General features: G+C 74.9%; 30 protein-coding genes, 1 tRNA gene and 1 pseudogene. 17 read left to right on the top strand and 15 right to left on the bottom strand.

All coding sequences use genetic code 11. The features are described 5' to 3' along the window. The first annotated feature begins 26 nt into the window (after positions 1-26). From VM95_RS28025 to VM95_RS28000, 6 genes are all read left to right on the top strand, one after another. A complete protein-coding gene (locus VM95_RS28025; RefSeq protein WP_244178972.1) occupies positions 27-1,280 on the top strand; it encodes a sensor histidine kinase in 1,254 nt (417 codons plus the stop codon). Continuing rightward, positions 1,264-1,677 (top strand): roadblock/LC7 domain-containing protein, encoded by a 414-nt coding sequence (locus VM95_RS28020; RefSeq protein WP_045701779.1) that lies wholly within the window; start codon positions 1,264-1,266, stop codon positions 1,675-1,677. The genes VM95_RS28025 and VM95_RS28020 overlap by 17 nt, the downstream gene beginning before the upstream one ends. After that, positions 1,674-2,021 carry a DUF742 domain-containing protein gene (locus VM95_RS28015; RefSeq protein ID WP_045701777.1) on the top strand — a complete coding sequence of 116 codons (348 nt, stop codon included), beginning with the start codon at positions 1,674-1,676 and terminating at the stop codon, positions 2,019-2,021. The genes VM95_RS28020 and VM95_RS28015 overlap by 4 nt, the downstream gene beginning before the upstream one ends. After that, the gene (locus VM95_RS28010) at positions 1,999-2,625 is read left to right on the top strand and encodes a GTP-binding protein (protein WP_078860647.1); all 627 of its coding nucleotides are present in this window, start codon (positions 1,999-2,001) and stop codon (positions 2,623-2,625) included. Before VM95_RS28015 ends, VM95_RS28010 begins: the two co-directional genes overlap by 23 nt. Continuing rightward, positions 2,622-4,100, top strand: a complete 1,479-nt coding sequence (locus VM95_RS28005) for a cytochrome P450 (RefSeq protein WP_208615544.1) — start codon at positions 2,622-2,624, stop codon at positions 4,098-4,100. The genes VM95_RS28010 and VM95_RS28005 overlap by 4 nt, the downstream gene beginning before the upstream one ends. A gap of 124 nt (positions 4,101-4,224) precedes the next feature. Beyond that, positions 4,225-4,488 carry a hypothetical protein gene (locus tag VM95_RS28000; RefSeq protein WP_045701775.1) on the top strand — a complete coding sequence of 88 codons (264 nt, stop codon included), beginning with the start codon at positions 4,225-4,227 and terminating at the stop codon, positions 4,486-4,488. Between the two features lie 91 nt (positions 4,489-4,579). Here VM95_RS28000 and VM95_RS27995 read toward each other — a convergent pair whose 3' ends face one another. Continuing rightward, positions 4,580-5,389 carry an isocitrate lyase/PEP mutase family protein gene (locus VM95_RS27995; protein WP_045701773.1) on the bottom strand — a complete coding sequence of 270 codons (810 nt, stop codon included), beginning with the start codon at positions 5,387-5,389 and terminating at the stop codon, positions 4,580-4,582. Between the two features lie 11 nt (positions 5,390-5,400). After that, the gene (locus VM95_RS27990) at positions 5,401-5,907 is read right to left on the bottom strand and encodes a carboxymuconolactone decarboxylase family protein (protein ID WP_078860645.1); all 507 of its coding nucleotides are present in this window, start codon (positions 5,905-5,907) and stop codon (positions 5,401-5,403) included. Between the two features lie 129 nt (positions 5,908-6,036). Here VM95_RS27990 and VM95_RS27985 point away from each other — a divergent pair, with 129 nt between their 5' ends. From VM95_RS27985 to VM95_RS27965, 5 genes are all read left to right on the top strand, one after another. Next, positions 6,037-6,819, top strand: a complete 783-nt coding sequence (locus tag VM95_RS27985; protein ID WP_045701771.1) for an NRDE family protein — start codon at positions 6,037-6,039, stop codon at positions 6,817-6,819. Between the two features lie 128 nt (positions 6,820-6,947). Beyond that, on the top strand, positions 6,948-7,181 hold the full coding sequence (locus tag VM95_RS27980; RefSeq protein ID WP_045701769.1) for a hypothetical protein: 234 nt from the start codon (positions 6,948-6,950) through the stop codon (positions 7,179-7,181). 97 nt (positions 7,182-7,278) lie between these two features. Continuing rightward, positions 7,279-8,199: an undecaprenyl-diphosphate phosphatase gene (locus tag VM95_RS27975; protein WP_045701766.1), complete on the top strand. Its 921-nt coding sequence runs from the start codon at positions 7,279-7,281 to the stop codon at positions 8,197-8,199. A gap of 126 nt (positions 8,200-8,325) precedes the next feature. Then, entirely contained in the window at positions 8,326-8,676 is a 351-nt protein-coding gene (locus tag VM95_RS27970) for a hypothetical protein (protein ID WP_045701763.1), read from the top strand. Positions 8,677-8,680: 4 nt separating this feature from the next. After that, the gene (locus VM95_RS27965; protein WP_045701761.1) at positions 8,681-8,938 is read left to right on the top strand and encodes a hypothetical protein; all 258 of its coding nucleotides are present in this window, start codon (positions 8,681-8,683) and stop codon (positions 8,936-8,938) included. A gap of 39 nt (positions 8,939-8,977) precedes the next feature. On the opposite strand, the gene VM95_RS27960 is transcribed toward VM95_RS27965, so the two are convergent. Further along, a complete protein-coding gene (locus VM95_RS27960; protein ID WP_045701758.1) occupies positions 8,978-9,862 on the bottom strand; it encodes a sigma-70 family RNA polymerase sigma factor in 885 nt (294 codons plus the stop codon). Positions 9,863-9,980: 118 nt separating this feature from the next. Between VM95_RS27960 and VM95_RS27955 the strand changes: the two genes are divergently transcribed. Then, on the top strand, positions 9,981-10,430 hold the full coding sequence (locus tag VM95_RS27955) for a carboxymuconolactone decarboxylase family protein (protein ID WP_045701806.1): 450 nt from the start codon (positions 9,981-9,983) through the stop codon (positions 10,428-10,430). 29 nt (positions 10,431-10,459) lie between these two features. After that, positions 10,460-11,920: a MocR-like pyridoxine biosynthesis transcription factor PdxR gene (pdxR, locus tag VM95_RS27950; RefSeq protein WP_107073118.1), complete on the top strand. Its 1,461-nt coding sequence runs from the start codon at positions 10,460-10,462 to the stop codon at positions 11,918-11,920. Between the two features lie 18 nt (positions 11,921-11,938). Here pdxR and VM95_RS42820 read toward each other — a convergent pair whose 3' ends face one another. The 9 genes from VM95_RS42820 to VM95_RS43835 form a co-directional block, all read right to left on the bottom strand. After that, on the bottom strand, positions 11,939-12,145 hold the full coding sequence (locus tag VM95_RS42820; protein ID WP_045701754.1) for a DUF6126 family protein: 207 nt from the start codon (positions 12,143-12,145) through the stop codon (positions 11,939-11,941). Positions 12,146-12,176: 31 nt separating this feature from the next. Further along, positions 12,177-12,812 carry a helix-turn-helix domain-containing protein gene (locus VM95_RS27940; RefSeq protein ID WP_045701752.1) on the bottom strand — a complete coding sequence of 212 codons (636 nt, stop codon included), beginning with the start codon at positions 12,810-12,812 and terminating at the stop codon, positions 12,177-12,179. A 94-nt stretch (positions 12,813-12,906) separates the two neighbouring features. Beyond that, a complete protein-coding gene (locus tag VM95_RS27935; RefSeq protein ID WP_279616852.1) occupies positions 12,907-14,640 on the bottom strand; it encodes a pyruvate dehydrogenase in 1,734 nt (577 codons plus the stop codon). A gap of 105 nt (positions 14,641-14,745) precedes the next feature. Then, the gene (locus tag VM95_RS27930; RefSeq protein WP_045701750.1) at positions 14,746-17,151 is read right to left on the bottom strand and encodes a glycoside hydrolase family 65 protein; all 2,406 of its coding nucleotides are present in this window, start codon (positions 17,149-17,151) and stop codon (positions 14,746-14,748) included. Beyond that, on the bottom strand, positions 17,148-17,921 hold the full coding sequence (locus VM95_RS27925) for an HAD family hydrolase (RefSeq protein WP_045701747.1): 774 nt from the start codon (positions 17,919-17,921) through the stop codon (positions 17,148-17,150). The genes VM95_RS27930 and VM95_RS27925 overlap by 4 nt, the downstream gene beginning before the upstream one ends. A gap of 109 nt (positions 17,922-18,030) precedes the next feature. Next, positions 18,031-18,831, bottom strand: a complete 801-nt coding sequence (locus VM95_RS27920; protein WP_045701745.1) for a VOC family protein — start codon at positions 18,829-18,831, stop codon at positions 18,031-18,033. 196 nt (positions 18,832-19,027) lie between these two features. Next, on the bottom strand, positions 19,028-20,776 hold the full coding sequence (locus VM95_RS27915; RefSeq protein WP_078860643.1) for an LCP family protein: 1,749 nt from the start codon (positions 20,774-20,776) through the stop codon (positions 19,028-19,030). A 485-nt stretch (positions 20,777-21,261) separates the two neighbouring features. Then, a tRNA-Lys gene (locus VM95_RS27910) sits at positions 21,262-21,334 on the bottom strand. A 108-nt stretch (positions 21,335-21,442) separates the two neighbouring features. Then, entirely contained in the window at positions 21,443-22,141 is a 699-nt protein-coding gene (locus VM95_RS43835; RefSeq protein ID WP_045701743.1) for a nucleotidyltransferase domain-containing protein, read from the bottom strand. A 147-nt stretch (positions 22,142-22,288) separates the two neighbouring features. Between VM95_RS43835 and VM95_RS43830 the strand changes: the two genes are divergently transcribed. Together VM95_RS43830 and VM95_RS27900 are read left to right on the top strand one after the other, a co-directional pair. Then, on the top strand, positions 22,289-22,435 hold the full coding sequence (locus VM95_RS43830; RefSeq protein WP_208615543.1) for a hypothetical protein: 147 nt from the start codon (positions 22,289-22,291) through the stop codon (positions 22,433-22,435). Positions 22,436-22,544: 109 nt separating this feature from the next. Continuing rightward, positions 22,545-23,237 carry a tyrosine-protein phosphatase gene (locus tag VM95_RS27900; RefSeq protein ID WP_045701741.1) on the top strand — a complete coding sequence of 231 codons (693 nt, stop codon included), beginning with the start codon at positions 22,545-22,547 and terminating at the stop codon, positions 23,235-23,237. 18 nt (positions 23,238-23,255) lie between these two features. Here VM95_RS27900 and VM95_RS27895 read toward each other — a convergent pair whose 3' ends face one another. Beyond that, positions 23,256-23,705: an RICIN domain-containing protein gene (locus tag VM95_RS27895; RefSeq protein ID WP_244178971.1), complete on the bottom strand. Its 450-nt coding sequence runs from the start codon at positions 23,703-23,705 to the stop codon at positions 23,256-23,258. 296 nt (positions 23,706-24,001) lie between these two features. Here VM95_RS27895 and VM95_RS27890 point away from each other — a divergent pair, with 296 nt between their 5' ends. Then, positions 24,002-25,096, top strand: coding sequence for a hypothetical protein (locus VM95_RS27890; RefSeq protein WP_045701739.1), 1,095 nt, complete (start codon positions 24,002-24,004; stop codon positions 25,094-25,096). Positions 25,097-25,184: 88 nt separating this feature from the next. Further along, on the top strand, positions 25,185-25,520 hold the full coding sequence (locus VM95_RS27885) for a hypothetical protein (protein WP_208615542.1): 336 nt from the start codon (positions 25,185-25,187) through the stop codon (positions 25,518-25,520). A gap of 23 nt (positions 25,521-25,543) precedes the next feature. Here the strand turns inward: VM95_RS27885 and VM95_RS27880 are convergent, their stop codons facing one another. Together VM95_RS27880 and VM95_RS27875 are read right to left on the bottom strand one after the other, a co-directional pair. Then, positions 25,544-26,368, bottom strand: coding sequence for a TIGR02452 family protein (locus tag VM95_RS27880; protein ID WP_045701737.1), 825 nt, complete (start codon positions 26,366-26,368; stop codon positions 25,544-25,546). Between the two features lie 198 nt (positions 26,369-26,566). After that, positions 26,567-26,951: pseudogene (locus VM95_RS27875) on the bottom strand (DEAD/DEAH box helicase); the annotation flags it as partial.

The following is a 26,951-nucleotide window of genomic DNA, read 5'->3' as shown; positions in this document are numbered from 1 at the left end:
ATCGCCCTACAATTCGCGACGTGACGATGACTCAGTGGTGCGCAACGGCAACCGGCGTGCTCGCCGTCCTCGCCCTGGTGGCCGCCGCGCACTACCACGCCGTGTCCGTCACCCAGCGCCGGCGCGCCGACCTGCTGCAGCGCGAACTCGCCCTCCTCCAGGGCGAACTGGACGCCGAAGTCGCCCGCCGCGGCGCCGAACTGGCCGCCGTCCAGCACGAGCAGGAGCTCACCGCCGCCGCCCAGCGGGCCTTCCTCAGCGTCGCCCGCCGCATCCTCGTCATGGCCCACGACCAGCAGGCGCTGCTCGACGAGATGGAACGCACCCACGACGACCCGGCGCTGCTGGAGGGCCTGCTCAAGGCCGACCACGCCGCCGCCCAACAGGCGCGCCTCGCCCAGACCCTGGCCGTGCTGTGCGGCGCCCGGGCCGGGCGGCACTGGCCGGAGCCCGTCCCGCTGGAGGACGTCGTGCGCGGCGCCCAGTCGCGCATCCTGCCGTTCCAGCGGGTGGTGCTGCGCAGCCGGATCGAGACCGCGGTGATCGGCGCCGCCGCGGAGGCGCTGATCCACGCCACCGCCGAACTGCTGGACAACGCCACCCGCTACTCCCCGCCCAGCACCCAGGTGTTCGTCACGGTGGTGCCGGTGCACAACGGCGCCGTCATCGAGATCGACGACTGCGGCGTCGGCATGCCGGAACTCGCCGTCGCCAAGGCCGCCGCGACCCTGGCCGGCGGCACCACCCTGGAGGTCTCCCGGCTCGGCGAAGCCCCGCAGCTGGGCCTGGCGGCGGTCGGCCGGCTAGCCGAGCAGTACGGCTTCCGGGTCACCCTCAGCTCCGCGCCCTCGCCGTACGGCGGCGTGCGGGTGGTCGTGATGCTGCCGAACGCGCTGCTCACCGAGCCGCTCCCGCCCACCGTCCCCGGCCTCGGCCCGGAGGGCCCGGCCTTCGGCTCCGCGCGCCCGGCCGGCCACCTCACCGGCCACCCCCTGGTGGAGGCCCCGCCGTCCTACTCGGCCGACGGCCCGCCCCCGCCGCTGCCCCGCCGGAGCCACCGGCGCGGCCGCCCGGGCCGCCCCGCCCAGCACGCCGCCCCCGCGCCGCCGCCCGCCCCGCCGTACCGCTCGGCCCGGGACGCGCAGGCGTTCATGGCGATGTTCCAGGCCGGGACGGCCAGCGGCCGCTCGGACGCCCGGAACCAGCCCCCGACCGACCCTTCCCGTTCCGCTTCCCCCCGACTTCCCCAGCCCGGAGAGTTCCATGACCACCACCCCTGACCTCGGCTGGCTGCTCGCCGACATCATCGCCGTGCCGCACGTCCAGCACGCCGTCGTCGTCTCCAGCGACGGCCTGGAGATCGGCCGCAGCGCCCGGATCGCGCGCGAGGACGCCGAACGGCTCGCCGCCGCCTGCTCCGGCCTGCAGTCCCTGGCCCGGGGCGTGGCGGACGGCTTCGGCGGTCAGGGCAGCACCACCCGGCAGATCGTCGTCGAGTACGGCGGCGGCTACCTGTTCATCGTCGCCGCCGGGGCCGGCGCGCACCTGGCCGTGGTCACCGGCGACGCGGTCGACGCCGGGCTGGTCGCCTACCAGATGCAGATGATGGTCGAGCGGATCGGCACCCACCTGACCAGCCCGCCGCGGTTCGACCACGCGGCGGGCGGCCTGCGGTGATCGGGCCCGTCCGGCCCTACGTCGTCACCGGCGGGCGCAGCCGGCCCACCCGGGCCGAGCTCGCCGTCGAGAGCCTGGTGAACGCGGTGCCGCGGCCGCCCGAGCTGCCCCGGCACGTGCTGCTCAACCGGGAGCACCGGCGCATCCTCGGACTGTGCCGCAGCCTGCTGTCCGTCGCCGAGGTGGCCGCCCACCTGGGGCTGCCGCTCGGCGTGGCCAAGGTGCTGGTCGGCGACCTCTGGGACCTCGGCGCCGTCCAGGTCCTCCCGCCCGTCCCGCAGGCCGAGCGCCTGCCCACGACCCTCCTGGAAGAGGTGCTCGTTGGCCTCCGCCAACTCCGCTGAAGCCCCGGCCGACCTGCCGGCCGGGCCGCAGTACCTGCCCTCCTCGGTGCGCGGCGCGGTGAAGATCCTCGTCACCGGCCCGTTCGGGGTGGGCAAGACCACCCTGGTCGGCTCGCTCAGCGAGATCACCCCGCTGCGCACCGAGGAGGACATGACCGCCGCGAGCACCGGCGTCGACGACCTCACCGGGCTCGGCGGGAAGACCACCACCACGGTGGCGCTGGACTTCGGCCGGATCACCCTCAACTCCCGGCTGGCGCTGTACCTGTTCGGCACACCCGGGCAGCAGCGCTTCCAGCCGCTCTGGGAGGACCTCTCGCGCGGCGCGCTCGGCGCCATCGTGATGGTCGACCCGCGCCGGCTGAACGACAGCTTCGACGTCCTCGGCCGGCTGGAGGAGCAGGGCATCCCGTTCGCCGTCGCCGTCAACACCTTCCCGGGAACGCCGAGTTACCCGGAGGAGCAGCTGCGCTCGGCGCTCGACGTGCTGCCCGACGTGCCGCTGCTGTTCTGCGACGCCCGCGACCGCCGGCAGTCCTACGACCTGCTGATCGACTTCGTGGACCACCTGCACCGCAGCTCGCTGCTGGAGCTGGGCGGATGAGCGCGCCCGACGCGTTCGGCGGGAACGGCTGCCCGATCGGCCCCGGCGGCGAACTCCCGTACGGCGCAGGCCGATCCGCCCCCGCGGACGGCCCGCCGACCGGGCTGTACGGCGCCGCCGTCGCCGAGGACCCGCACGGCCTGTACGCCCGGATGCGCGAACGCCACGGCCCGGTCGCGCCGATCGAGCTGGAGCCCGGCGTCGAGGCGTGGCTCGTGCTCGGCTACCCCGAGCTGCTCGAACTCACCCGCAACGACGCCCTGTTCTCCAGCGACTCGCGGCACTGGCGGGTGCCCGCCGAGGGCCGGCTGGCCCCCGACTCCCGGCTGCGGCCGATGACCGCCTGGCGGCCCACCCTGCTCCACCTCGACGGCGCCGAGCACCAGCGGCTGCGCGCCGCCGTCTCCGACACCCTCGCGCAGATCGACCACCACCAGCTGCGCGAGACCACCGAGGCCGCCGCCGACAGCCTGATCGACGGCTGGGGGCCGGACGGCACCGCCGACCTGGTCGCCCGGTACGCCCGCCCGCTGCCGGTGCTGGTCTTCACCCAGCTGCTCGGCCTGCCCTCCGGGGCCGGGCCCCTGCTCGCCGAGCTGATCAGCCACATCGTGGACAGCGGGCCCCGGTCGGTGCGCGCCGGCACCGAGTTCCAGGCGATCATGCACGACCTGGTGCGCCGCCGCCGGGCCACGCTCGGCGCCGACCTCACCTCCTGGCTGCTTGCCCACCCGGCCGGGCTGACCGACGAGGAGGCCGTGCACCACCTGGTGGTGCTGATGATCGCCGGGAACGAGACCTCCATCAACTGGATCGGCAACACGCTGCGGCTGCTGCTCACCGACCGGCGCTTCCGCACCACCCTCGCCGGCGGCCGGCTCACCGTCTCCGACGCGCTGGAGGAGGTGCTGTGGCGCGACCCGCCGATGCAGAACCTCCCCGGCCGCTGGGCCACCGCCGACACCGTGCTCGGCGGCCGGTACGTCCGGGCCGGCGACATGCTGGTGCTCGGCCTGGCCGCCGCCAACGCCGACCCGGCCGCCCAGGGCCTGGCCTCCGCCGCGCAGGGCGCGCTGGGCGGCAACCGGGCCCACCTCGCCTGGGGCGCCGGCCCGCACGTCTGCCCGGCTCAGCACCCGGCGCGGATCATCGCCGAGACCGCGCTGGAGACCCTGCTGCACCGCCTGCCGGACCTCCAACTCGCCGTGCCGCCGAGCGACCTGACCTGGCGGCCGTCCCCGTGGTCGCGGGCCCTGACCGCCCTGCCGGTGCTGTACAGCGCCTTCACCCCGCCCCGGCCGCCCGCCGCCGACCGGCCCGCGTGGACACCGCCGCAGACGGCCCCGCGGCCCGGCGAGCACCGGTCCGGCCCGACCCGCCAGGACGGGGCCGGCCCGGCGGGAACACCCGGCTCCGGGGCGCCGGGCCGGCCGTCCTGGTGGGACTCCGTGGCGGGGTGGTGGTCCGGGCGGTGACCCGCCGCGCCGTCGCCCGGGAACGAGCCGACCGGGTCGTTCCCGGGCGACGGCGGACGGACCCTGCGGGTGACGGTCCGGCCCGCCCGGTTACCTCGGGGCGGCCCGGGTCGTTCGGCAGGGCATGAAGAAACTCGCCACCCTGGCCGCCCTCACCATGGCGGGCCTCGCCCTCGCCGCCCCGGCGGCGTCCGCCACCACCCAGACCGCCACGTCCCCGGACGCCACCGGCGGCCTCACCGACGGAATGAACCTCTCCCCCGCCGACCTCGCCCTGCAGACCGCGGGCAAGCTCCACCTCCCGGTCGTCAGCCACACCGCCGACGAGGTGGAGGCGGTCGGCACCAACCAGATGAGCCACCCGGGCCTCAGCGGGCAGATCGGCTGACCCCGCGCGGCCTCGGGCCTCCCGGCCTGTTTCCAGGGGCGACCGACCGACCCCCGTCCGGTCGGCCGCCCCTCGCCGTGCCCGGGAGCGGTCAGCCCGCCGAGAGGTCGTTCAGCTCCTGGTAGCCCAGCCCGTCCGCCAGGGCGGTGTACGTGCCGTGCCCGTACACCTCCTCGGCGGCCCGGCGCACGGCCGCGTACGCCGTCTCCGCCAGGCCCGGGCCCAGGCTGATCCGGGCCACGCCCAGCTTCGCCAGCTCGGCCACCGGGAGGCAGCCCGGGCCGGCCAGCACGTTCAGCGGCGCGGGGACGGCCGCGACCAGCGCGGCGATCGTCTCCGGGTCGTCCACGCCCGGCACGAACACGCCGTCCGCGCCCGCGTCGAGGTACAGCTTCAGCCGGCGGACCGCCTCGTCCAGCCGGCCCTCCGGCTCGCCGATCCCCCGCAGGAACACGTCGGTGCGCCCGTTCAGGTAGGCCGGGACGCCGGCCGCGTCCGCCGCCGCCCGGGCCGCCGCGATCCGCTCGGCGGCCTGCTCGGCCGGGTACTCCGCGTCCTCCAGGTTGAACCCGACCGCGCCGGTGGCGAGCAGCCCGGCGACCGTCCCGCCGACCCCGGCGGCGGTGTCGGCGAAGCCGCTCTCGATGTCCGCGGTGACGGGCAGGGCGACCGCCCGGGCCACCTGGGCGGTGCGCACCAGCACCTCCTCGCGGTCCGCGCCGCCGCCGTCCGCGCTGCCCAGCGACCAGGAGACGCTGGCGCTGGCCGTGGCCACCGCCTTCGCCCCGGCGGCCGCCACCAGACGGGCGCCCACCGCGTCCCAGACGTTCGCCAGCACCAGCGGGTCGCCCGGGCGGTGCAGTTCCCGGAGCAGCCGGGCCTTCTCCTGCTGGTCGTTCATGTCCGTCCGTCTCACTTCGCGGCCGGGCTGAGGCGGGTGGCCACGCCGATCCGGTTCCAGGCGTTGATGGTGGCGATCAGGGCGATCAGCTGGGCCAGCTCGGCCTCGTCGAACTGCGCTGCGGCCTCGGCGTACACGGCGTCCGGCACGTGGCCCTGGGTGAGCAGGGTGACCGACTCGGTGAGGGCCAGCGCGGCGCGCTCGCGGGCGGTGAACCAGGGGGTCTCGCGCCAGGCCGGCAGGGAGAGCAGGCGGTGGTCCTGCTCGCCGTTCGTCCGGGCGTCGGTGGCGTGCATGTCGATGCAGAAGGCGCAGCCGTTGATCATCGAGGCGTGCACCTTGACCAGCTCGGCGAGGGCCGGGTCCAGGCCCTTCCGGGAGGCGCGGTCCACGGCGAACATCGCCTGGTAGTACTCGGGGGCCAGCTGGGGCATCGAGAGGCGCTGCGCGGGCGCGGGGACCGGGGCGTCGGCGGGCGCCCCGGTCGCCCCGGTCGTCACGGTGTCGGTCGTCGTCATGCGGCCAGCCTAGGAAACCGCTGGCCCGCTGTCCTGGTGTGATCGACGCGCGTTTCCTTGGGCCACTTCCGGCCCGCGAACGTGCGTGCGAGGATCGACGACAGGATCGGATCAGGGGGAAACCAGCTCGTGTGCACGGCGTTCGTCAGCATAGAACCAGGCTCCGCGGTACCGGTACTGCTGCTCTCCGTCCGGGACGAGTACCTCGGCCGCGACTGGCTGCCGCCCGGCCGCCACTGGCCGGACCGGCCCGGGCTGGTCGGCGGGCTCGACCTCGCCGCCGGCGGCACCTGGCTCGCCGTCGACCCCGAACGACGCACCGCCGCCTGCCTGTTGAACGGCTTCGGCCCGCTCGCCCCGGCCCACTCCCGGCTCTCCCGCGGCGCCCTGCCGCTCACCGCCGTCCGGGACGGCGGCATCGGCCACCTCGACCTCACCCCGTACGACCCCTTCCACCTCGTCCAGGTCCGGCCGGACGGCGCCCGGGTCACCAGCTGGGGCGGCCACGGGGAGCCGGAGGAGCACGAACTGCCCACCGGGCTCAGCGTGATCATCAACGACGGGCTGGAGGGCCTGGCCGCCAGCCGCACCGGCTCGGAGCGGGTGCGCGCCCTGATGGCCGCCCGCGCCGCGCACTTCCGGGCCCGGTTCGACGCGCTCCCCCGGCCGCGGCCGACCGCCGACGGAACCGCCGAACAGGCCTGGGGCGACTGGCTGCCCGTCGTCACCGGCGACGGGCTGGCGCTGGACGCGGACGCGGCGCTCATCCAGCGGCGCGACTTCGGCGACGGACGGCTCTGGGGCTCCTCCTCCGTCTCCCTGCTCGCCCTCGGGCCGGAGCTGCTGCGCTACGACTTCGCCGCCGCGCCGTTGCCGGACGGGCCCGGCTGGCAGCGGGTCGCGCTCGGCTGACGCCCGGCGGGGGCGGCGCGCGGCGAGGGCAACGCGCCGCAGGGGCAACGCCCGCCGCCGGAAAAGGACTTGCACCTGACGCAACGGCAGGCGGCAGGGTGGGGTCGTCGATCCCGAGGAGGCCCCCGATGGACCCCGTCCACCCAGCGCGTTCACCCGAACCGGGCCGCGTTCCCCGCGCCCTGCCCGCCGTCCTGACGGTCGCCCTGCCGCTGCTGGGCCTCCCGCTCGCGGCGACCGCCCTGCTGCTGCTCAGCGGCGCCGCGCACCGCACCGCGCCGACCACGGCCCTGCTCGCCTCGCTGGCCGCCGCGCTGCTCGACCACCTCGACCTCGGTGTCCTGCAGCCGTACGCTCGGTGAATTTCTGATCGTCGGCCTGCCGGGCGTCTACAGGTCGGTAGTAGCTTCGCGGGGGCCCCGGTATCGGCCGGCCGCAGATCCCGAGCGAAGGTGCGCGATGTCCACCCTGACCTACCCGGAAGCGATAGGCGTCGGCCTGCTGCAGGGTGTGACGGAACTCTTCCCGGTCTCCAGCCTCGGCCACAGCATCCTGCTCCCGGCCCTGCTCGGCGGGAAGATCCAGCGGGACCTCGACATGACCGCGGACGGCTCCTCCTACCTCGCCGCGCTGGTCGCCCTGCACCTGGCCACCGCGCTCGCGCTGGTCGTCTTCTTCTGGCGGGACTGGGTCCGGGTGGTCAGCGGCCTCGTCAGCTCCGCCCGGCACCGCCGGGTGCGGACCCGGGACGAGAAGCTCGCCTGGCTGCTGATCATCTCCACCATCCCGGTCGGCATCGCCGGGCTCGTCCTGGAGAAGGCCCTGCGGCACGCCCTCGGCAAGCCCGTCCCGGCCGCCGTCTTCCTCGCCCTCAACGGGCTCGTCCTGCTCGGCGCCGAGCGTCTCAAGCGGGGCGGCACCGGCCGCCGCCGCGCCGGGTTCGCCGCCCCCGTCGACGAGCCGGGCACCGACGACCCGGCGGTCGCCTCCGACGCCCGGCTGACCCGGCTCACCTTCGGCCAGGGCGCCTGGATCGGCGCCGCCCAGATCCTCGCCCTCTTCCCCGGCGTCTCCCGCTCCGGCGTCACCATGAGCGCCGGCATCCTGCGCGGCCTCCACCACGAGGACGCCGCCCGCTTCTCCTTCCTCCTCGCCACCCCGGTCATCCTCGCCGCCTCGGCCCTGAAGGTCCCCGAGCTCTTCAAACCGGAGAACTCCGACGTCCTCGGCCCCGTCGCCGCCGGCAGCGTCGCCGCCTTCGTCGCCGGCTACGTCTCGGTCCGCTTCCTCACCAAGTACTTCGAGACCCGCAGCCTCACCCCGTTCGCCGTCTACTGCTTCCTGGCCGGCCTCGGCAGCGCCGTCTACCTCTCCATCTGACACCACCTGAGCCGTCCCCGCTCCGGGCCCCCGAACCGGCCACCCGAACCGGCCGAATCAGCGAGAACACCGCCGCCTGGTCGGCCGGTTCGCGAGTAGGCTCACCGGGGAGGAGAGGAGCCGCCCATGAGCCAACCCCTGCCGGAAGGCGCCGAGACCATCCCTCGCCCCGACCGGACCCCGACCGCGCTCAAGGCCGCGCTCGCCGTCCTCGCGCCGGACCGGCTGCCCGAGATGGTCGACGGCCAGACCAGGGCGATGGCGGAGGCCATCGAGGCCGGCAGCGTGCGCCCGATCCACGCCTTCGTCGCACACTGGGCGGCCGTGGTGGAGATCGAGCGGATCCCGGAGTCCGCGAAGGCTTACCACCGGGCGAACTACCTGGCCAACCACGCCCCCTCCGTCGCGGAGTGCCGGGCGCACGCCGTCGAGGTCGCCGAGCTCTACCGCTCGGCGTTCGCGGCCGTGAACGGGTGAACGGGTGAGCTGGGCCTGGGAGTACCTCCCCAGCGCGGAGCACGTCACCGCCGGCGCCCCGGCCGGTTTCCTCGCGGCCGTCGAGTCCAAGGCCGACGAACTCGTCCGGGCCGCTTCGGCGCTCTACCTGGACGGCACGGCGTACCAGGGCAGCGGCGAGCCGATGCGTTACGTCGACGTCGCCGGCGGCCTCTTCGCCTACTACGTGGTCCCGCGCCTGGAACTCGTGGTGGTCTGCCAGGTGACCGCTCCCCCGGCCTGACCGGGCCGCCCGACACCGGTCGGACGGCCCGGAGTGCGTTCAGGGGGTGGGGGCGAGGGCGGCGAGGCGGGTGGGGTCGGTGAGGATGTCGAGGCCGGTGATGCGGCCGGCGTGGATGGTGAAGGACATCACCGAGAGCGGGCGGCCCTCGGCGTAGGAGACGACGCCCGGGGAGCCGTTGACCAGGACCAGGCGGGCCTCGGCGGCGAAGCGGGCGAAGGTGATCGCCTGGGAGGCGACCTCGGCCGCGCCGCGGCGCAGGACGCCGGGCACCAGGGTGCCGCCGTCCGAGCGGGCCAGGACGTCCGGGTCGAGGACGGTGAGCAGGGCCTCGAAGTCCCCGCCGCGCGCGGCGGCCAGGAAGGCCTCCACCACCTGCTGCTTGCGGCCGGTGTCGGTGTCGGCGGCCGGGGTGGCGCCCTGGACGCGGCGGCGGGCGCGGCTGGCCAGCTGGCGGGTGGCGGCGGAGGTGCGGCCGAGCACGTCGGCGATCGCGTCGAAGGGCACCTCGAAGAGGTCGTGCAGCACGAAGGCCACCCGCTCCGCCGGGGACAGCGTCTCCAGGACGACCATCAGCGCGAGGCCGACCGAGTCGGCGACCAGGATCTCCTGCACCGGGTCGAGCGCCACCAGGCCGCCGATCACCGGGTCGGGCAGCCGGACCCGGCCGTCCTCCTCGGGCAGCGGGTCCTCCTTGCGGGAGGCACGGGAGCGCAGCTGGTCCAGGCAGATCCGGCCGACGACGGTGGTCAGCCAGGCCCCGAGGTTGCGCACCTCGCTGACGTCGCTGCGCTCCAGCCGCAGCCACGCCTCCTGGACGGCGTCCTCGGCCTCGGCGACCGAGCCGAGCATCCGGTAGGCCACCGAACGCAGTTGGGCCCGTTCCGCCTCGAAACCGTCGGCCAGAAAGTCTTTCCCGGTCACCTGTCACATCCTCGCGTCGGCATCCGTCGATTCGATGACGGACGCTAACGAAGAGGAGACCGCGGTGACCACCGCCAACACCAGCACCACCGGCACCACCGGCACCACCACCGCCCGCATGAAGAACCCCGCCTACGTCCTGCCGGACGCGATGAAGGGCATCCGCACCATCTTCACGTCGCTGTACCAGGGCGGCGTCGCCCCGAAGCTGCTGGAGCTGGTCCACCTGCGGGCCAGCCAGATCAACGGCTGCAGCGCCTGCGTGTTCGGGGGCGTGGACAGCGCGAGGAAGCACGGCGTGACCGACGACCAGCTGCACGCGCTGGTCGCCTGGCGCGAGGCCCCGTTCTTCTCCGACGAGGAGCGCGCCGCGCTCGCCCTCACCGAGGCCGCCACCCGGATCGCGGACCGCTCCGGCAAGGCCGTCCCGGACGAGGTCTGGGACGCGGCCGCCGACCACTTCGGCGAGGAGCAGCTCTCCGCGATCATCCTGATGATCGGCCTCACCAACTTCTTCAACCGGATCAACACCACCATCGAGGAGCCGGCCGGCACCACCTGGGGCTGAGCGCCCGCCAGCGGGCGAGAATGGAGTCCGTGAACGGCTCCTGGACCTCCTTCGGCGGCGACCTGCACCTGGACCTCACCGAGCGGCGCGCCGCCGGTGCCGGGCTGCGGGCCGCCCTGGAGGACGCCCTGCGCGAGGCCGTCCAGGACGGCCGGCTCGCGGCCGGCACCCGGCTGCCGTCCTCCCGGGCCCTCGGCGAGGACCTGGGGATCGCCCGCAACACCGTGGTCGAGGCGTACGGCCAGCTCACCGCCGAGGGCTGGCTCAGCTCCCGGCAGGGCTCCGGCACCACCGTCGCCCAGCGGTCCGCGCCGGCCCGCGGCCCCCGCGGCCCCCGCGGCGCCCGGCCGGGGCCGCGCCCGCCGGTCTTCCGGCACGACCTGATGTCCGGGCGCCCCGACCTGTCGCTGTTCCCCCGCACCGCCTGGCTGGCCGCCGCCCGCCGGGCGCTGGCCACCGCCCCGCACGAGGCGTTCGGCTACGGCAGCCCGCTCGGCCGGATCGAACTGCGGGAGGCGCTGACCCACTACCTGGCCCGGGTCCGGGGCGTGCGCACCGACCCGGACCACCTGCTGATCTGCACCGGCGTCTCCCAGGGCCTCGGCCTGCTCTGCGCGGCGCTGCGCGAGCGCGGCGCCCGCGGGCTCGCCGTCGAGGGGTACGGGCTGCCGCCGCAGCACGCCGTCGCCCGGGCGGCCGGGCTGGCGATCCGCCCGCTGCCGCTGGACTGCGACGGCGCCCGGGTGGACCGGCTGGACGAGCGCAGCGGCGCCGTCCTGCTCACCCCCGCCCACCAGTACCCGACCGGCGCGGTGCTGTCCGCCGAGCGCCGGGCGGCGGCGGTGCGCTGGGCGCGCGAGCGGGACGGCTACGTCGTCGAGGACGACTACGACGGCGAGTTCCGCTTCGACCGGCAGCCGCTCGGCGCGATGCAGGCGCTCGACCCGGAGCGGGTGGTGTACGCCGGGACGGCCGCCAAGAGCCTCGCGCCGGGCCTGCGGCTGGCCTGGCTGGCCCTGCCGGACGACCTGGTGGAGCCGGTCGCCCGGCTGAAGCGGCGGGCGGACACCATGTCCCCGGTGCTCGACCAGCTGACCCTGGCGGAGCTGATCACCTCCGGGACGTACGACCGGCACGTGCGACGCTGCCGCCTGCACTACCGGCGCCGGCGCGACCGGCTGGTCGCCGCGCTGGCCGAGCACGCCCCGCGGGTCGAGGTGACGGGCATCGCCGCCGGGCTGCACGCCGTGGTCCAACTGCCGCCCGGCGCGGGCTCGGAGGCCGAGCTGCTGGCCCGCGCCGAGGCCGCCGGGATCTCGCTGAGCGGGCTGGTCTGGCACCGCGCCGAGCCGGACGAGGAGTCGGACGCCGAGCCGGACGGCGAACGCGCCGAGTCCGGCCCGGCCCTGGTGATCGGCTACGCCACCCCGCCCGAGCACGCCTTCCCGGCGGCCCTGGCGGCGCTCTGCGAGCTGCTGCGCGAGCGCTGAACCCGCCTGCCCACGGGGCTACTTGTTGCGGCTGCCCAGCTGGAACAGGAGGATGATGAAGCCGGCGAAGGCGTGGCAGCCGACGGTGTAGATCACCAGGCGGAGGTAGATCCGCTTGTTGGCCCACTTGCCGGCGTCCATGGTCTTGGGACCGGCGGCGGTGTCGGGCGCGGCGGGACCGGCGGCCGAGGTGGCGGTGGTGGCGGTGGCGGTGGGATCGGCCATGGGGATCTCCTCCAAAGGAACTGACGAGGGGTCAGTGGATCGCTGCGGGCCCGCCGCCCAGGCAGAGCTCGCCGCCCGGGCTCTGCAGCAGGGTGTGGACGAAGAGCAGTTCGACACCGCCCTCGGACTCGGCCGCGATGCAGTGCGGGGTGAGCGAGTCGTAGTGGGCGGAGTCGCCGGGGCCCAGCTGGTGGACGCGGTCGCCGAGGGTGACCCGGAGCGTGCCGCTCAGCACGTACAGCCACTCCTCGCCGGGGTGCACCCGGACCACCGAGTCCTGCACGCCCGGCGGCACCTGCACCCGCAGCGCCTGCATGGCGCGGCCGGGGGCGCCGGCCCGCCGGTAGCCCCAGCCGCCGGCCCGGCCGGGCTCGATGGCACCGCCGCGCACCACCGGGTCGGGCTCGGCGACGGTCTCGCCGAGCAGTCCGGAGACGGAGGTGCCGTAGGCGCGGGCGAGGCCGAGCAGGACGGGCAGCGAGGGCTGCCGGCGGCCGGTCTCCAGCCGGGACAGATAGGCTGGGGAGAGACCGACCCGCGCGGCCGCGACCTCCAGGGTGAGGCGGCTGCTGAGCCGGTGCTCGCGCAGGCGGGCGGCGAGGCCGGCGACCTCCTGGTCGTCGATCCGGTCGCCGGCGGCGTCCGCGCCGGTGGGGCTGCTGGTCATGTGACCAGTGGACACCCGGCCTGCCGCACAGGCAAGAAATGTGCCTCAGAGGCAAACCCGGTTCGGCCCACTCAGCTCGCGCTCGCGCTCGCGCTCACGGCCGCGGGATGTTGCGCAGGTTGCTGCGGGCCAGGTCGACCATCCGGCCCACCCCGCCGTTCAGCACCGTCTTCCCCGCCGCCAGCGCGAAGCCCTTCAGCTGGGCGGCGGTGATCCGCGGCGGGATGGACAGCGCGTTGGGGTCGGTGACCACGTCGACCAGCGCCGGCCCCGGCCGCTCCAGCGCCTCCGCCAGCACCTCCCGGACCCGCTCCGGCTCGGTGACCCGCTTGGCGGGGATGCCCATCGCCCGGGCGATCCCCGCGTAGTCCACGTCGCCGTTGTCGATCTCGTACTCCGGATAGCCGGAGACCAGCATCTCCAGCTTGATCATGCCGAGCGCGCCGTTGTTGAACACCACCGTCTTCACCGGCAGCCGGTGCTTGACCGCGGTGAGCAGTTCGCCGAGCAGCATGCCGATCCCGCCGTCGCCCGCCATCGCGATCACCTGCCGCCCGGGGCAGGCGAGTTGGGCGCCGATCGCGTGCGGCAGGGCGTTCGCCATCGAGCCGTGCAGGAAGGAGCCGATCACCCGGCGCCGGCCGTTCGGCGTCAGGTAGCGGGCGGCCCAGACGTTGTTCATGCCGGTGTCCACGGTGAACACCGCGTCCTCGGCGGCGACCTCGTCCAGCACCGCGGCCACGTACTCGGGGTGGATCGGCAGGTGCTTCTCGATGCCCCGGGTGTACGCGCCGACCACGTCCTCCAGCGCCCGGCAGTGCTTGCGCAGCATCCCGTCCAGGAAGGCGCGGTCCCGCCTGGCGTCCAGCAGCGGCAGAACGGCCCGCAGGGTCGCGGCGACGTCCCCGTGCACGGCCAGCTCCAGCGCGGTGCGGCGGCCCAGCCGGGTGGCGTCGTGGTCGACCTGGACGGTGCGGGCCTGCGGCAGGAACGAGTCGTACGGGAAGTCGGTGCCGAGCAGCAGCACCAGGTCCGCCTCGTGCAGCGCCTCGTGGCAGGCGCCGTAGCCGAGCAGGCCGCTCATGCCGACGTCGTACGGGTTGTCGAACTGGATCCACTCCTTGCCGCGCAGCGAGTGCCCGACCGGCGCGTTCAGCGCCTGCGCGGCGGCCATCACCTCGGCGTGCGCGTCGCGGACGCCCGCGCCGCAGAACAGCGCCACCCTGCGGGCCGCGTTCAGCAGCCGGGCCAGCTCCTGCACCTGGGACCACGGCGGCGCGGCGACGGCCTGCTCGGTGAGGAAGTGGCTGCTGCCGGTCGGCCCGGCGGCGGGCAGCGCGGCGACGTCACCGGGGAAGGCGAGCACCGAGACGCCGTGCGAGCCCAGCGCGTGCTGGATCGCGACCCGCAGCAGGCGGGGCAGCTGGGCGGGGGCGGACAGCATCTCGCACCAGTTGCTGCAGTCGGTGAACACCCGCTCGGGGTGGGTCTCCTGGAAGAAGCCGGTGCCGATCTGGCCGGACGGGATGTGCGAGGCGAGCGCGAGCACCGGCAGTCCGCTGCGCTGGGCGTCGTACAGGCCCTGGATCAGGTGGGTGTTGCCGGGGCCGCAGGAGCCGGCGCAGACGGCGAGCCGGCCGCTCAGCTCGGCCTCGGCGGCCGCCGCGAAGGCCCCGGCCTCCTCGTTGCGCACGTGCACCCAGCTGATGCCGTCCGCCCGGCGGATCGCGTCGACGACGGGGTTCAGGCTGTCGCCGACGACGCCGTACACCCGCTCCACCCCGGCCTGCCGGAGCACCTCCACCATCTGTTCGGCCACGCTCGCCACAGGTACTCCCTGTTTTCGTCACTCGCGACGGGGGTCGGCACGGATCACCTGCACCCTCCGGCGCTCGGGTCCGCTCCGCACCCGGAGCGGACCCGAACGGGTGAACTACTCCGCCGCCAGGTGGTCCTGCTGCCCGAGCTTGCCGATGGCCAGGCCCGCCTGCGGCTGCCGGCGGGCGGGTTCGCGGCCGGGCGGCTGGACGCAGCGCTCCTGGGCGGGCGGGACGGTGGTGGGCAGGGTGACCGGGGAGCCGGCCTTGACCTGGACGGGCTCGCCGTCGTGCCGCAGGTGCAGCACCTCGCCCCGGCGCAGCGTGTACGTCGTCCCGTCGTGGGTGATCCGGACGCCGAGCAGGTGCCCGCGGACCATCAGCGAGAAGCTGAGCTTCATCAGCCCGGCGGGCAGCCGGGGCCGGAAGGCGAGCGTCTCGTTGTGGTCGCGCAACCCGCCGAAGCCGGCGACCAGGGCGATGCAGGCCCCGGCGAGGGAGGCCATGTGGAGGCCGTCGCGGGTGTTGCCGCCGAGGTCGTGCAGGTCCATCAGCGCCGCCTCCGCCGTGTAGTCGTAGGCGAGGTCGAGCTGGCCGACCTCGGCGGCGATGACGGCCTGGGTGCAGGCGGAGAGGGAGGAGTCGCGGACGGTGAGGCGCTCGTAGTAGGCGAAGTTGCGGGCCTTCTGCTCGTCGGTGAAGGCGTCGCCGCGGACCTGCATGGCGAGGACCAGGTCGGCCTGTTTGACGACCTGCTTGCGGTACAGGTCGAAGTACGGGTAGTGCAGCAGCAGCGGGTAGTTCTCGGCGGGCGTGTTGTCGAAGTCCCAGACCTGGTGGTGGGTGAAGCCGTCTGCCTGCGGGTGGACGCCGAGGTCGGCGTCGTACGGGAGGTACATCGCGGCGGCGGCGTCGCGCCAGGCGGCGGTCTCCTCGGTGTCGACGCCGAGGTCGCCGGCCTCGCGCGGGTGGCGGACGGCGGAGTCGGCGGCGGCGCGCAGGTTCGTCTGCGCCATCAGGTTGGTGAAGACGTTGTTGTCGGCGACGGCGCTGTACTCGTCGGGGCCGGTGACGCCTTCGATCCGGAACCTCCCGGCGGCGTCGTGGTGGCCGAGCGAGCGCCACATCCGGGCGGTCTCGACGAGGAGTTCGAGCCCGTACTCGCGCTCGAACTCGACGTCCCCGGTGGCCCGGACGTAGCGGACCACGGCGGCGGCGATGTCGGCGCCGATGTGGAACGCGGCGGTGCCGGCCGGCCAGTACCCGGAGCACTCCTCGCCGCGGATCGTCCGCCAGGGGAACACCGCGCCGGCCAGGCCGAGTTGGGAGGCCCGTTCGCGGGCGAGCGGGAGGGTGGTGTGCCGCCAGCGCAGGGCCTGGTTGACGGCGCCGGGCAGGCAGTAGGTGAGCACCGGCAGGACGAAGGTCTCGGTGTCCCAGAAGCTGTGCCCGTCGTAGCCGGGGCCGGTCAACCCCTTGGCGGGGATGGCCCGTTCCTCGCTGCGGGCGCCGGCCTGCAGGACGTGGAAGACGGCGAACCGGACGGCCTGCTGGAGTTCGACGTCGCCCTCGATCTCGATGTCGCTGGTCTCCCAGAACTGCCGCAGGTAGTCGGCCTGTTCGGCGGCGAGGCCGTCCCAGCCGGTGTACCGGGCGGCGGTGAGCGCGGCCTCGACCTGGTCGCGGACGGCGGGCAGCGAGCGGGTGCCCGACCAGCCGTAGGCGATGAACTTGACCAGCCGCAGCCGCTCTCCGGGTTCGAGCACGGTGGTGACGCTGATCCGGCAGTGGTCGGACTCGGCCTCGGCGACGGTGTCGAGCCGGTCGGGACCCTCGATGATGTGGTCCATCCCGGCCGCGACCCGGATGCCGCTGTAACGGGTGCGGTGCACCAGGACGGCCTTGGCGCCGCTCGCGTGGTGCGCCTCGGGCTGCAGCGGGGCCTCCAGGACGGCGGCGGCGCGCGGGTCGCCCTCGGGGCCGCCGGGCAGCTGCTCGTTGGCGACGAGTTCGGACTGCAGCACGATCCGCACCGGCCCGTCGACCGCCTCGACGCTGTACTCGACCGCGGCGACGGCGCGCTGGGTGAGCGAGACCATTCGGGCGGAGCTGACCCGGATGGTCCGGCCGGCCGGGGAGGTCCATTCCGCCTCCCGGTGCAGCAGGCCTTCGCGGAAGTCCAACCAGCGCTTGTGGCTGAGGAGTTCGCCGTAGCGCAGGTCGAAGGGCTCGTCGTCGACCAGCAGTCGGATGATCTTGCCGTTGGTGACGTTGATGACGCTCTGGCTGGACTCCGGGTAGCCGTAGCCGCCCTCGCCGTACGGCAGCGGGCGCAGTTCGAAGACGCCGTTGAGGTAGGTGCCGGGCAGGCCGTGCGGCTCGCCCTCGTCGAGGTTGGCGCGCAGGCCGATGTGCCCGTTGGAGAGCGCGAAGACGGATTCGGCGCGGGCCAACGAGGCGAGGTCCAGGCCGTGTTCGGCGACCTGCCAGGGGTCGACGGCGAAGTTGTCGGAGGCGGTCATCGCGGGCCTTCCTCTCCCGGCAGCGGCGGGGCCGCGGACAGCAGGTCGGCGAGGTCGGCGACGACCACGGTGGCGCCGTCGCGGCGCAGTTCGGCGGCCTGGCCGGTGCGGTCGACCCCGACCACGGCGCCGAAGCCGCCGGCCCGGCCGGAGGCGACGCCGGCGAGCGCGTCCTCGAAGACGGCGGCGTGCGCGGGCTCGACGCCGAGGGCGCGGGCCGCGTACAGGTAGGTGTCGGGGGCGGGTTTGCCGGGCAGCCGCTCGCGGGTGGCGACCACGCCGTCGACGATCACCGGGAACAGCTCCAGCAGGCCGGCGGCCCGCAGCACGTCCCGGCAGTTGGCGCTGGAGGAGACCACCGCGCGGGGCAGTCCGAGCGCGTCCAGCCGGCGCACGTAGGCGACCGAGCCGTCGTACGGCTGGACGCCCTGCTCGTGGATGAGCCGCAGCACGGTGTCGTTCTTGGCCCGGCTGATCCCCTGCACGGTGCGGGCGTCGGGCGGGTCGTCCGGGGTGCCCTCGGGCAGGTCGATGCCCCGGCTGTGCAGGAACGCCCGGGTGCCGTCCAGCCGCGGGCGGCCGTCCACGTAGGTGTCGTACTCGGTGACGGCGTCGAAGGGGACGAACGGGCCGCCGGTGCGGGCGGCTTCGGCGCGCAGGAAGGCGTCGAAGGTGTCCTTCCAGGCCGCGGCGTGCACCTTCGCGGTCTGGGTGAGCACCCCGTCGAGGTCGAAGAGGAAAGCGCGGATGTCGTCCGGTAGCCCCAGCATGGGTGCAGTCTTACCCGGCTCGGCCGGGGAACACCGGGAAGCCGCCCTTTTCCCGGCGGCGCGTCGCGGGAAGGGCGGCTTCCGTTCGCCTCTGGTCACCCGGCGTTCGTCAGGGCGAGTCCGGCAGTTGCGCCTCGGGGGCCTGGATGACGGCGAAGGCGGCGCCCTGCGGGTCCCGCACGACGGCCATCCGGCCGGACTGCATGTCGAACGGCGGCTGGATCACCGAGCCGCCCGCCTTGACCAGGGCGTCCACGGTGGAGTCGGCGTCGTCCACCGAGAAGTAGGTCATCCAGTGCGAGGGGGTGTCGCCGGACAGGTAGCCGGGGATCGCCTGCATGCCGCCGACCGTGCGGTCGCCGACGTTGAGCGAGTAGTAGCCGTCCATGCCCTGGATGGTGGCCGGGCGCAGGCCGAGCGCCGGGTGGTAGAAGCGGCCGGCGGCCTCGGTGTCGGAGGTGTTCAGCTCGTTCCAGACCAGCGCGCCGGGCTCGTTGACCACGCCGGCGCCGATGAAGTCCATCGCCTGCCAGACGCCGAACACCGCGCCGGTCGGGTCGGCGGCGACCAGCATCCGGCCGATCGCGCCGACGTCCATCGGCTCGTACAGGACGGTGCCGCCGGCCTCGGTGACGGCCCGCATGGTCGCGTCGGCGTCGTCCGAGGCGAGGTAGGTGGTCCAGGCGACGGGCGGCAGCGGCTGGCCCTCGGGCGCGGACTGCGCCATGATCCCGGCGACCGGGCGGCCGTTGAGCGTGCACACGGCGTAGCCGCCGAACTCGGCCGGGCCGGCCTCGCCCTGCCAGCCGAACAGGTCACGGTAGAAGTCGAGCGCGGCCTGCTGGTCGCTCGCCATCAGGTCGATCCAGCACGGGGTGCCGGGCTTGTACGGATCGGTGACTACGGGCATTGCTGGGCCTCCCGGAGGCGGTGGTGGCCGGCTGGGGTCGTCGGGCGGGCGCCGCGCGGCCCGACCGGTACGGCCGCGCGCGCACGGCGGTACACCGCCCACCTTCGGCCCGCCGCCGCGATCCCGCCACCGGACGGCGCCCCGGCGGGCGAACCTCGCCCGGCCGGGGCGCCGTGGCCCTGCCCCGTGGTGACGCTCAGCCGCCGCTGCCGTACGAGGTGTTGGCGCAGATGTCGTCGTCCGCCGAGCGGGCGTCGTTGGTGACGGTGGTGGGCAGCGGCTGCGGGGCGGCCGGGGTGCCCGGGGCGGCGCCGGGGGTGCCGGAGGCCGTGCCGCCCATGCCGTTGGCGGCCGCGAAGTCCTGGCCGACGATCACCGACACGCCGCGCCCGCTGCCGGCCGAGAGCTCGGCGCCCGGGAACAGCGCGGCGACCTTCTCGGCGTTGGCCTTCTGCCCGGCGCCGTACTCGACCGTCGTGGTCTTGTACTTGGTGCTGGGCCCCTGGCCGGCCGTGACGGCGTTGAACTTGGCGCCCTTCAGCACCTCGGTGCCCTTGCCGGCCAGGCCGTTGTTGCTCGTGCCGTTGTAGACCGAGACCTTGATCGAGGCGTTGGCGGCGTCCCCGGGCGGCGGGGGCGGGGTGGTGGGCGCGGCCGGGGTGCTCTGGGTGCCGGGGGCGTCCGGCTGCTGGCCGGTGGCGTTCTGGCCGTCGATGGTCTGGTCGGCCTTGAGGATGTCCCAGAGCTTGTTGGCGTCCGGCTGGACCAGGTCGAGGTCCTTGTCCTGGGTGCGGTAGCGCCAGGGCGCGGTCACGAACTTGAGGTCGTGCATGTCGATGTTCTTCAGCGACAGGCCGAAGGAGATCAGCTTGTCCGCGGAGTCCAGCCCCGGGTCGACGGTCAGCGACTTGGTGGCGGCGTCGGCCAGCGGCAGCAGGTTGGTGGGGCTCAGCCCCTCCTTCTTGATCTTGGTGGCGAGCGAGCTCAGGAAGGCCTGCTGGCGCTTCATCCGGCCGATGTCCGAGCCGTCGCCGATGCCGTGCCGCAGCCGCACGTAGTCGAGCGCCTGCTGGCCCTGGACGGTCTGCTTGCCCTGCGGCAGGACGAGCGCGCCCTTCTTGGGCAGCTTGGGGTTGATGTCGCCCTCGTAGATCGGCTGCGGCAGGCAGACGTCCACGCCGTTCACGGCCTTGGTCATCGCCGCGAAGCCGCTGAAGTCGACCACCATGGTGTGGTCGACCCGGATGCCGGTGATCTTCTCCACCGTGTTCTGGGTGCAGGCCGGGTTGCCGTCGTCGCTGCCGCCGGTCGAGAAGGCCGCGTTGAACAGGTCGATGCCACCGCCCTTGGTCCACTTGCCGTTGGGCAGCTTGCAGGACGGGATCGGCACCTTCGCGTTGCGCGGGATCGAGATGCCCACGGCGTGCTTGTGGTCGGCGTAGACGTGCAGCAGGATCGTGGTGTCCGAGCGGGCGCCGCCGTCCTCGCCGCCGCCGAGGTCCGCGTTGTTCTTGCCGCGGCTGTCCGAGCCGATCAGCAGGATGTTGACCGGCTTGTTGCCGTCCGCGTCGGCCTTGGCCTCCGGCGGGCGGTCGGTGGCTATCGCGTCGGCGTCGAAGGACTTGATGTTGGCGTTCAGCTTCAGGTAGATCGCGCCGCCCGCGCCCGCGATCAGCACCAGCACGCCGGCCGCCGACCAGGCGACGATCTTCTTGACGTTCCGCTTCGGCTTGCCGCCGCGCCGGGCCGCCGCCCGTCCGCCGGTCGCGCCCGCGCCGCCCTTGGCGTCCTCGCCGCCGCCTCTGCCGCCCTTGCCCTGGGCCGCCCGGCGGGCCTCGGCCCGACCGCCGGCGCGCGGCGACGGCACGGCCGAACCGCCCGTGGTCGAGACCGCGCCGGGGGCGTCCTCGTCCCGATCCGGGCCCTCGCCCCACTGTCCTGACATGCGCGTACCTTTCACCGACGGAAGCGACGCCCCGGACGAACTGGCGCACCGCACACACAGGAGACCGACCCGATCGGCTCCAGGTTGCACATACGAACGTCGATACAAAACGACGAGCGTGGCTTCCGATCATATTTAGGGCTCTTGCGGTCACGAACCTCCGGTCCACCAGCAGCCCCGGTGGCACGCCCCGCAGCCCCCGACAGAACCGGCGAAAACGGTCGATTCCGGCGTGACCCACGCCACTTCGGCCACGCGCGACCGGAGCCGGCAGCCGTAGCCGGTCCATCAGGTCCGCCGTCGTCCGACGGGTCGTGCGCGGCGACCGGCCCCGGCCGAGCACGCGCGGCAACTCCCGCTACCGGCCCGCCAGTCCCCGCTCGTCGCGCCCCGGCGGGAGGCCGTCCGCCGACTCCTCCGGCCGTTCATGACGAAGGGCGCCCTCCCGACAGGAGGACGCCCGGGCCGCAAGCACGTTCACACGGTGGGCCACCAGGGGCTCGAACCCTGAACCTACGGATTAAAAGTCCGCAGCTCTGCCAATTGAGCTAGTGGCCCGCGGCTCTCGGACCCGGCGTGCCGGGCGGGGAGGGCCACCGCGATCCTACCCGTTGGGGGGTGGGGCTCCGCCAGTGGATTGGGCGGGCGTGGCGGGCCTCTGGGCGCTCAGGCCGGCGGCCGGTAGTGAGCGGCGCGGACGCGCCGGAGCCAGGCCTCGGCGGGGCGCCGGTCGGGGGCGTCGGGCAGGACGCCGGGGCGGGAGAGGCGTTCGGCGGCCGCGGCGAGGAGGGGTTCGGCGGAGTCCGGACGGTCGGCGATGCGTTCGCCGAGCTCGCGGACGCGTTCGGGGTCGGGCAGGCGGATCAGGTGCCGGCCGGTCTCGTGCAGGCGGACGGCCTGTTCGGTCAGCCGGACGAGGTGGCGGGCGTGCTTGGCGGCCCGGCGGCGGGCGGCCGGCTCGGCGGTGTCGCGGGTGAGCAGTTTGCGGAACTGCTGGTCGGCGTAGCCGAGGTAGGCCCTGCGCACGGCCGGGGCGCTGAGGAACGTCGAGCGGATGGCGACGAGTTCGGCGCCGAGCGGGGTACGGGTCTCGTACAGGTCGTCGGGCAGCCAGACGAGTTCGGAGGCGGTCGGGTTGCAGTTCAGCGCCAGGCGGCACCACTTGGCGGCCTCGTGCAGGGTGAGATCGGGCGCGGTGGTGACATACGACTCGGCCGGGCGGTCCAGGCCGTGCAACTCCTCGGTGGGGGTGGCGAACAGGCCCAGCCGGTCGACGTCGGAGCCGGCGTGGGCGAAGCCGTAGGCGGTGGAGCCGACGATGCCGGCGAGCAGGACGGTCCCGGGGGCGCCGGCTCCGGGGGACACGGGCGGGGGCGTGGACGCGGGCAAGGTCGGCTCCTCTCGGGCGGGTCGGCCGGGTACCGCATCCTCTCCGGCGGGCTTCGCCGCGGCCACCGAATTCCGGCCGCACGCTCCCGCCGGATGATCGAACTGCCGTGTGGCGTACGGAACATGTCGACCACCAACGATCCCGAAGAGGTCCTGCTCGTCACCGGTGGCGGCCGCGGCATCGGCGCCGCCACCGCCCTGCTGGCCGCCCGGCGCGGCTACCACCGGGGCGTTCCTGGAGGTGTCCGGCGGGCGCTGAGCGGGCGCTGAGCGGGCGCTGATCGGGCCCCGTGCGCAGGGCGGCGGGAAACCGGCCGACGCCCAGCGGCCTCCCCCGGTTTCCTTCCCCCGAGCCCGCCCCGCCCGTACGGTGGGGCACATGACCGACGCCTTCATCGAGATCCCCGGTGTGCGCAACTTCCGTGACGCGGGCGGGATCGGCGGCCTCCGCCGCGGTGTGCTGTTCCGCTCCGGCTCCTTCCACACCCTCACCGAGGAAGGCGCCCGCCGCCTCAAGGCCCTCGGCCTGCGCACGGTGATCGACCTGCGCAGCCCCGTCGAGCTGGAGGTCTGGCCGGACCAGCGGCACGGGCTCGACCTCGACTCCGTCAACCTGCCGACCCTGCCGGCCAACCGCGAGGACGTCGACCAGCCCTGGCCCGAGGACCAGGCCGCCCTCTACCCGTTCATGGGCGAGACCGGCGGCCGCTCGATCGCCGGCGTCGTCCGCCTGCTCGCCGACCCGGCCACCGGCCCGGCCGTCGTGCACTGCGCGGTCGGCAAGGACCGCACCGGCCTGACCATCGCCGTCCTGCAGTCGCTGCTCGGCGCGGACGAGGACGAGATCACCGCGGACTTCCTGCGCTCCAACCTCGGCCTCGGGCTGGACAAGGGCCCGGTCCCGTACGTCGACGAGACCGGCACCGAGCGTGTCTCCCGCCCGGTCGGCGCCGAGCACCTGGCCTCCGCGCTCGACACCATCCGCACCCGGCACGGCAGCCTCCCCGCCTTCCTGGCGGCGCACGGCGTCACCGAGGACGAACTCGCGGCCCTGCGCGCCAACCTGTCCTGACCGGGCCCGCGGGCACGCTCAGTCCTGCCGCTCGAACCGCCACCACTGCGCGGGCGAGTCGACGTCCTCCCACTGCCGGACGGCGTCCTCGGGCGGTTCGGCGGCGGTGAGCGGCTTGCCGCTGATGAAGCTGGTGACGGTGTAGGTGCCCGGGGCGTCGACGTGGGCTTCGAGCAGCCACTCCTGGGCGCCGAAGGCGTTCGCCGACCACTGCTGGATCGGCACGCCGTCCTCGGTGGCGGCCCCGGTGACGTCGAGGCGCTTGCCGCTGCCGGCGTTCTCGATGTGGACGAGCGCGCCGCCCGGGTGGACGGCGGTGAGCTGCCACAGCTGGGCGTCGGAGCCGTCGTCCGCGCCGACGCGGACCTTGGCGCCGCTGCGCTTGGAGGCGTCGGCGACCTCCAACAGCAGGCCGGTGCCGACGTTGCGGATCAGGTAGCGGCCGTCGGTGATCGCGAGGTTGGTCACGATCGCAGTCTCCCACCGGGGTCCGACAGACACCGCGCAGCGGGCCGCCCTCGTGGGCCTCGTGGGCCTCGTGGGCCCCCTGAGCCTCGCGGGCCTCGTAGCCGAAGACGGCGGCCGGCACCGCCGCCACCGCGCCGACCTGGTCGAGCGCGGACGCCTGCGGCAGGCTGAGCGCCGCCCTCCCATCCGGCCTGGTGGGGACGGCATTTGACGCGGTCACCGCGCGAGCATCCGTCACCGGGCCGAATCCCGGGGAGGTTTCCGGTGAACGGGCTCCGCCGCCTATGCTGCGGCGAATGTCCATCGATCAGACGCCCTCGCACCGCCGTCCGCCCGCTCTCCTCGACGCGGTCGCCGAGTTGGAGGCCGTGGTCGCGGCCGGGGAGGACGAGCACGTCGGCCGGGCCCTGGCCGAGCTGGGCGGCCTGTTCGGCGCGGCCGGGCCCGACGAGCAGCGGGCGGCCGGCCCCCGGCTGGCGGCGCTGCTGCCGGGCACCCCGCCGTTCCCCCGCGCCCACCTGGCCATGATGGTCGGCGCCTGCGTCGAGCAGGGCGCCGACCCGGTGGCCTGCGCGGGCCCGGTGCTGGCCGGCCTGCGCGGGGCGCTGACCGGCGCGCAGCGGCTGGTGGAGCGCTGGGCGCGGACGGGCGGCGGCGAGCTGCCCGACCCGATGGAGGACGACCCGGCCGAGGCGCACGCGCGGATCGAGGACCCGCGGCAGCTGGACGAGTGGCACGCCTTCCTGGCCGTCGCCGGCTGGTGGACGCTGCACCTGTGGCAGATGGCCGCGTTCGCGGTGTACGCGCACCCGCCGGTCCGGGCCGAGGCCCGCGCCTCGGGCGTGACGGAGGTGCTGCTGGAGCTGATCGGCCGCTACGAGGGCGACAACCACGACTTCCGGGGCCTGACCCACCTGGCGCAGGTGCTCGACGACGAGCCGCTGCTGGTCCTCGACCGCCCGAGCGGCACCGGCTACCTGCTGCGGATGAGCGGCCTGAGCGACACCTTCCAGCTGCACACCCTGCTCGCCGACGTGCTGATCGGCGGCGGCCACCTGCCCGGCGCCCCGCAGGACCCGGAGGTGGTGGCGCTGGCCCGCACCGCGTTCGTGGACGGCCGCCGGCTGATCGCCACCGGCGCGTTCAACCTGGTCGCGCCGGACGGCTCCTGGCTCTGGAACGAGGGGACGCCCGCCGACGTCCCGCTGCTGGACGGCGTCCGCACCCTGGTGCTGGAGCCGCTGCCGTACGAGCGCACCTGGACGGCCGGGCGGTTCCTCCAGGAGCTCCCGGGGGACCTGCGGCTGGAGCGGGTGCTCGACCCGGCGGAGGCCGCCCGGCTGCTGGCCCGGACGGTACCGGGCGTGTCCACGGCCGCGGCCTTCGGGTAGCGCCCCCGCCCCGGAGGCCCCCGGCGGCCGCCGTGTTCGGCGCGTTAGGGTCGGAAGCCGACGAAGCCCCTACCGAGTGGAGCCGACGATGGCGAAGGTCCCGAACGCGCTGGTGTCCGCCGCGCCCGCCGCGCTGACCGCGGCGAGCGGTCTGGTCGGCGGCTACGGCGTCGCCCGCTGGAGCGGCCGGCGCGAACTCGGCGGCGCGGTGCTGGCGGTGGCCGGCGCCGGGGCGGCCGCGCAGTGGCGCCGCAGCGCGGGCACGGGCGCCGCGGCGGCGCTGACCGGCCTGTACGTGGCGGCCTTCGGCGGCTCGCACCCGCTGGCGAAGCGGATCGGTGCCTGGCCGGCCGTGTTCGCCGTCACCGGCGTGGTCGCGGCGGCCTCCACCGCCGCGACGGTGCTCGGCGCCCGCAAGCGGTAACGCCCCGCGCCCGGAGGCGCCGGTCAGCGCCCGAACCGTGCCTCGAAGGCGGCCCGGTTCACCGAGACCGGCGAGCGGTCCCAGACCGCGAACACCACCCGCTCGAAGGCCGCCCCGTACCGGGCCAGCGCGCCCTCGAACGCCTCGGCGACCTGCGCCGGGTCGTTGCGGAACACCCCGCAGCCCCAGGCGCCGAGCACCAGCGCGCGGACCTCGTGCCGGGCGGCGGCCGCCAGCACCCGCTCGGCCCGCGCGGCGAGCACGCCCCGTACGTCGGTGCCGGCCGAACGCCGCTCCAGCTGGCCCGCGTTGGGCGCGGGCGAGGTCAGGAAGGTGACCGGGTACGGGCGGGCCAGCAGCTCGCCGCGCCCGCCGCGGATCACCGGCACGCCCGGCGAGACGATCACCCGGTGGCTGTACCGCAGGTCGTCCGAGGCCCGGTGCGCCTCGTAGTAGTCCGGCGCCTCCAGCAGGCAGGAGTACAGCAGCGCGCTGCGGCACAGGTCCTCCTCCTGGGCGCGGGCGCCGCGCAGGTAGCCGCCGCCGGGGTTGCGCGCGGAGGCGAAGTTCAGCACCCCGACCGGCCCGGCCCCGGCCGCGACCAGCCGCCCGGCGGCCTCGACGCTGCCCTCGGCCGTCACCTCGATCCGCCCGCCGGCCGGGCCCGGCCCCGGCGCCCCGGCGGCCAGCAGCGCGTCCAGCGCCTCCGGCCGGTACGACACCGTGCCGGCCCTCGCCGCCGTCAGTTCCTCCCCCACCCGCACGAGTTCGCCCCCGGCCGTCCGGTAGCTCCCCCGCTCGGCGATCTCCTCGTTCACCCGTGCCACGTCGTGCAGTCTGCTGCTCATGTCCGTGACGCTACGGGACTACCGCCGACGCGCGCCACAGGTTATTCTCACTTCCAGAACAACACCTCGGGGGGCTTGCCGGAGGTGTCGGGGGGTATCGGGGGAACGCGAAGGGCCCGCTCCGGGGGACGGAGCGGGCCCTTCGTGTGTTCAGTCGTTCAGCGCGGCCGGCGGTCGAGGACTACCGGCCGTACCGGGTCAGTTCTTCCAACGCGGCTTGCGGTCCTCGCGGTTGAAGCCGCCGCGGTCGTCACGGTCGCGGCCGCCGAAGCCGCCGGAGCGGGTGCCGCGGTCGTCGCGGCCGAAGCCGTTGCCCTGCGGACGGCCGCCGGAGCGGTGGTCGTCACGGCGGGCGAACGGACGGCTGTTGCCGCCGCGCTCGTCCCGGTCACGGCCGAAGGACGGGCGGTCGCCGAAGGAGCGGGCCGGGCGGTCGCCGAACGAACGCTCGCCGAAGCCGCCGGAGCGGCGGTCGTCCCGGTCGCGGCCACCGAAGCCACCGCGGTCGCGGTCGAAACCACCCGAACGACGGTCATCGCCGCCACGGCCACCGAAACCACCCGAACGACGGTCGTCACGGTCA

The organism is Streptomyces rubellomurinus (assembly GCF_000961885.1).
GTDB lineage: Bacteria > Actinomycetota > Actinomycetes > Streptomycetales > Streptomycetaceae > Kitasatospora > Kitasatospora rubellomurina.
The sequence above is the reverse complement of the archived record's forward strand: the minus strand, read 5'-3'. Positions and strand labels throughout refer to the sequence as shown.

Coding starts and splice junctions, on each gene's coding strand:
- VM95_RS43830 (WP_208615543.1), top strand. CDS start 22,289: ATGTCGACCACCAACGATCCCGAAGAGGTCCTGCTCGTCACCGGTGGC.
- VM95_RS28025 (WP_244178972.1), top strand. CDS start 27: ATGACTCAGTGGTGCGCAACGGCAACCGGCGTGCTCGCCGTCCTCGCC.
- VM95_RS27955 (WP_045701806.1), top strand. CDS start 9,981: ATGAAGAACCCCGCCTACGTCCTGCCGGACGCGATGAAGGGCATCCGC.
- VM95_RS27885 (WP_208615542.1), top strand. CDS start 25,185: ATGGCGAAGGTCCCGAACGCGCTGGTGTCCGCCGCGCCCGCCGCGCTG.
- VM95_RS28020 (WP_045701779.1), top strand. CDS start 1,264: ATGACCACCACCCCTGACCTCGGCTGGCTGCTCGCCGACATCATCGCC.
- VM95_RS27975 (WP_045701766.1), top strand. CDS start 7,279: ATGTCCACCCTGACCTACCCGGAAGCGATAGGCGTCGGCCTGCTGCAG.
- VM95_RS27940 (WP_045701752.1), bottom strand. CDS start 12,812: ATGACCAGCAGCCCCACCGGCGCGGACGCCGCCGGCGACCGGATCGAC.
- VM95_RS27980 (WP_045701769.1), top strand. CDS start 6,948: ATGGACCCCGTCCACCCAGCGCGTTCACCCGAACCGGGCCGCGTTCCC.
- VM95_RS27925 (WP_045701747.1), bottom strand. CDS start 17,921: ATGCTGGGGCTACCGGACGACATCCGCGCTTTCCTCTTCGACCTCGAC.
- VM95_RS27930 (WP_045701750.1), bottom strand. CDS start 17,151: ATGACCGCCTCCGACAACTTCGCCGTCGACCCCTGGCAGGTCGCCGAA.
- VM95_RS27990 (WP_078860645.1), bottom strand. CDS start 5,907: ATGACGACGACCGACACCGTGACGACCGGGGCGACCGGGGCGCCCGCC.
- VM95_RS27890 (WP_045701739.1), top strand. CDS start 24,002: ATGTCCATCGATCAGACGCCCTCGCACCGCCGTCCGCCCGCTCTCCTC.
- VM95_RS42820 (WP_045701754.1), bottom strand. CDS start 12,145: ATGGCCGATCCCACCGCCACCGCCACCACCGCCACCTCGGCCGCCGGT.
- VM95_RS27900 (WP_045701741.1), top strand. CDS start 22,545: ATGACCGACGCCTTCATCGAGATCCCCGGTGTGCGCAACTTCCGTGAC.
- VM95_RS27880 (WP_045701737.1), bottom strand. CDS start 26,368: ATGAGCAGCAGACTGCACGACGTGGCACGGGTGAACGAGGAGATCGCC.
- VM95_RS27920 (WP_045701745.1), bottom strand. CDS start 18,831: ATGCCCGTAGTCACCGATCCGTACAAGCCCGGCACCCCGTGCTGGATC.
- VM95_RS27915 (WP_078860643.1), bottom strand. CDS start 20,776: ATGTCAGGACAGTGGGGCGAGGGCCCGGATCGGGACGAGGACGCCCCC.
- VM95_RS27970 (WP_045701763.1), top strand. CDS start 8,326: ATGAGCCAACCCCTGCCGGAAGGCGCCGAGACCATCCCTCGCCCCGAC.
- VM95_RS28000 (WP_045701775.1), top strand. CDS start 4,225: ATGAAGAAACTCGCCACCCTGGCCGCCCTCACCATGGCGGGCCTCGCC.
- VM95_RS28005 (WP_208615544.1), top strand. CDS start 2,622: ATGAGCGCGCCCGACGCGTTCGGCGGGAACGGCTGCCCGATCGGCCCC.
- VM95_RS27995 (WP_045701773.1), bottom strand. CDS start 5,389: ATGAACGACCAGCAGGAGAAGGCCCGGCTGCTCCGGGAACTGCACCGC.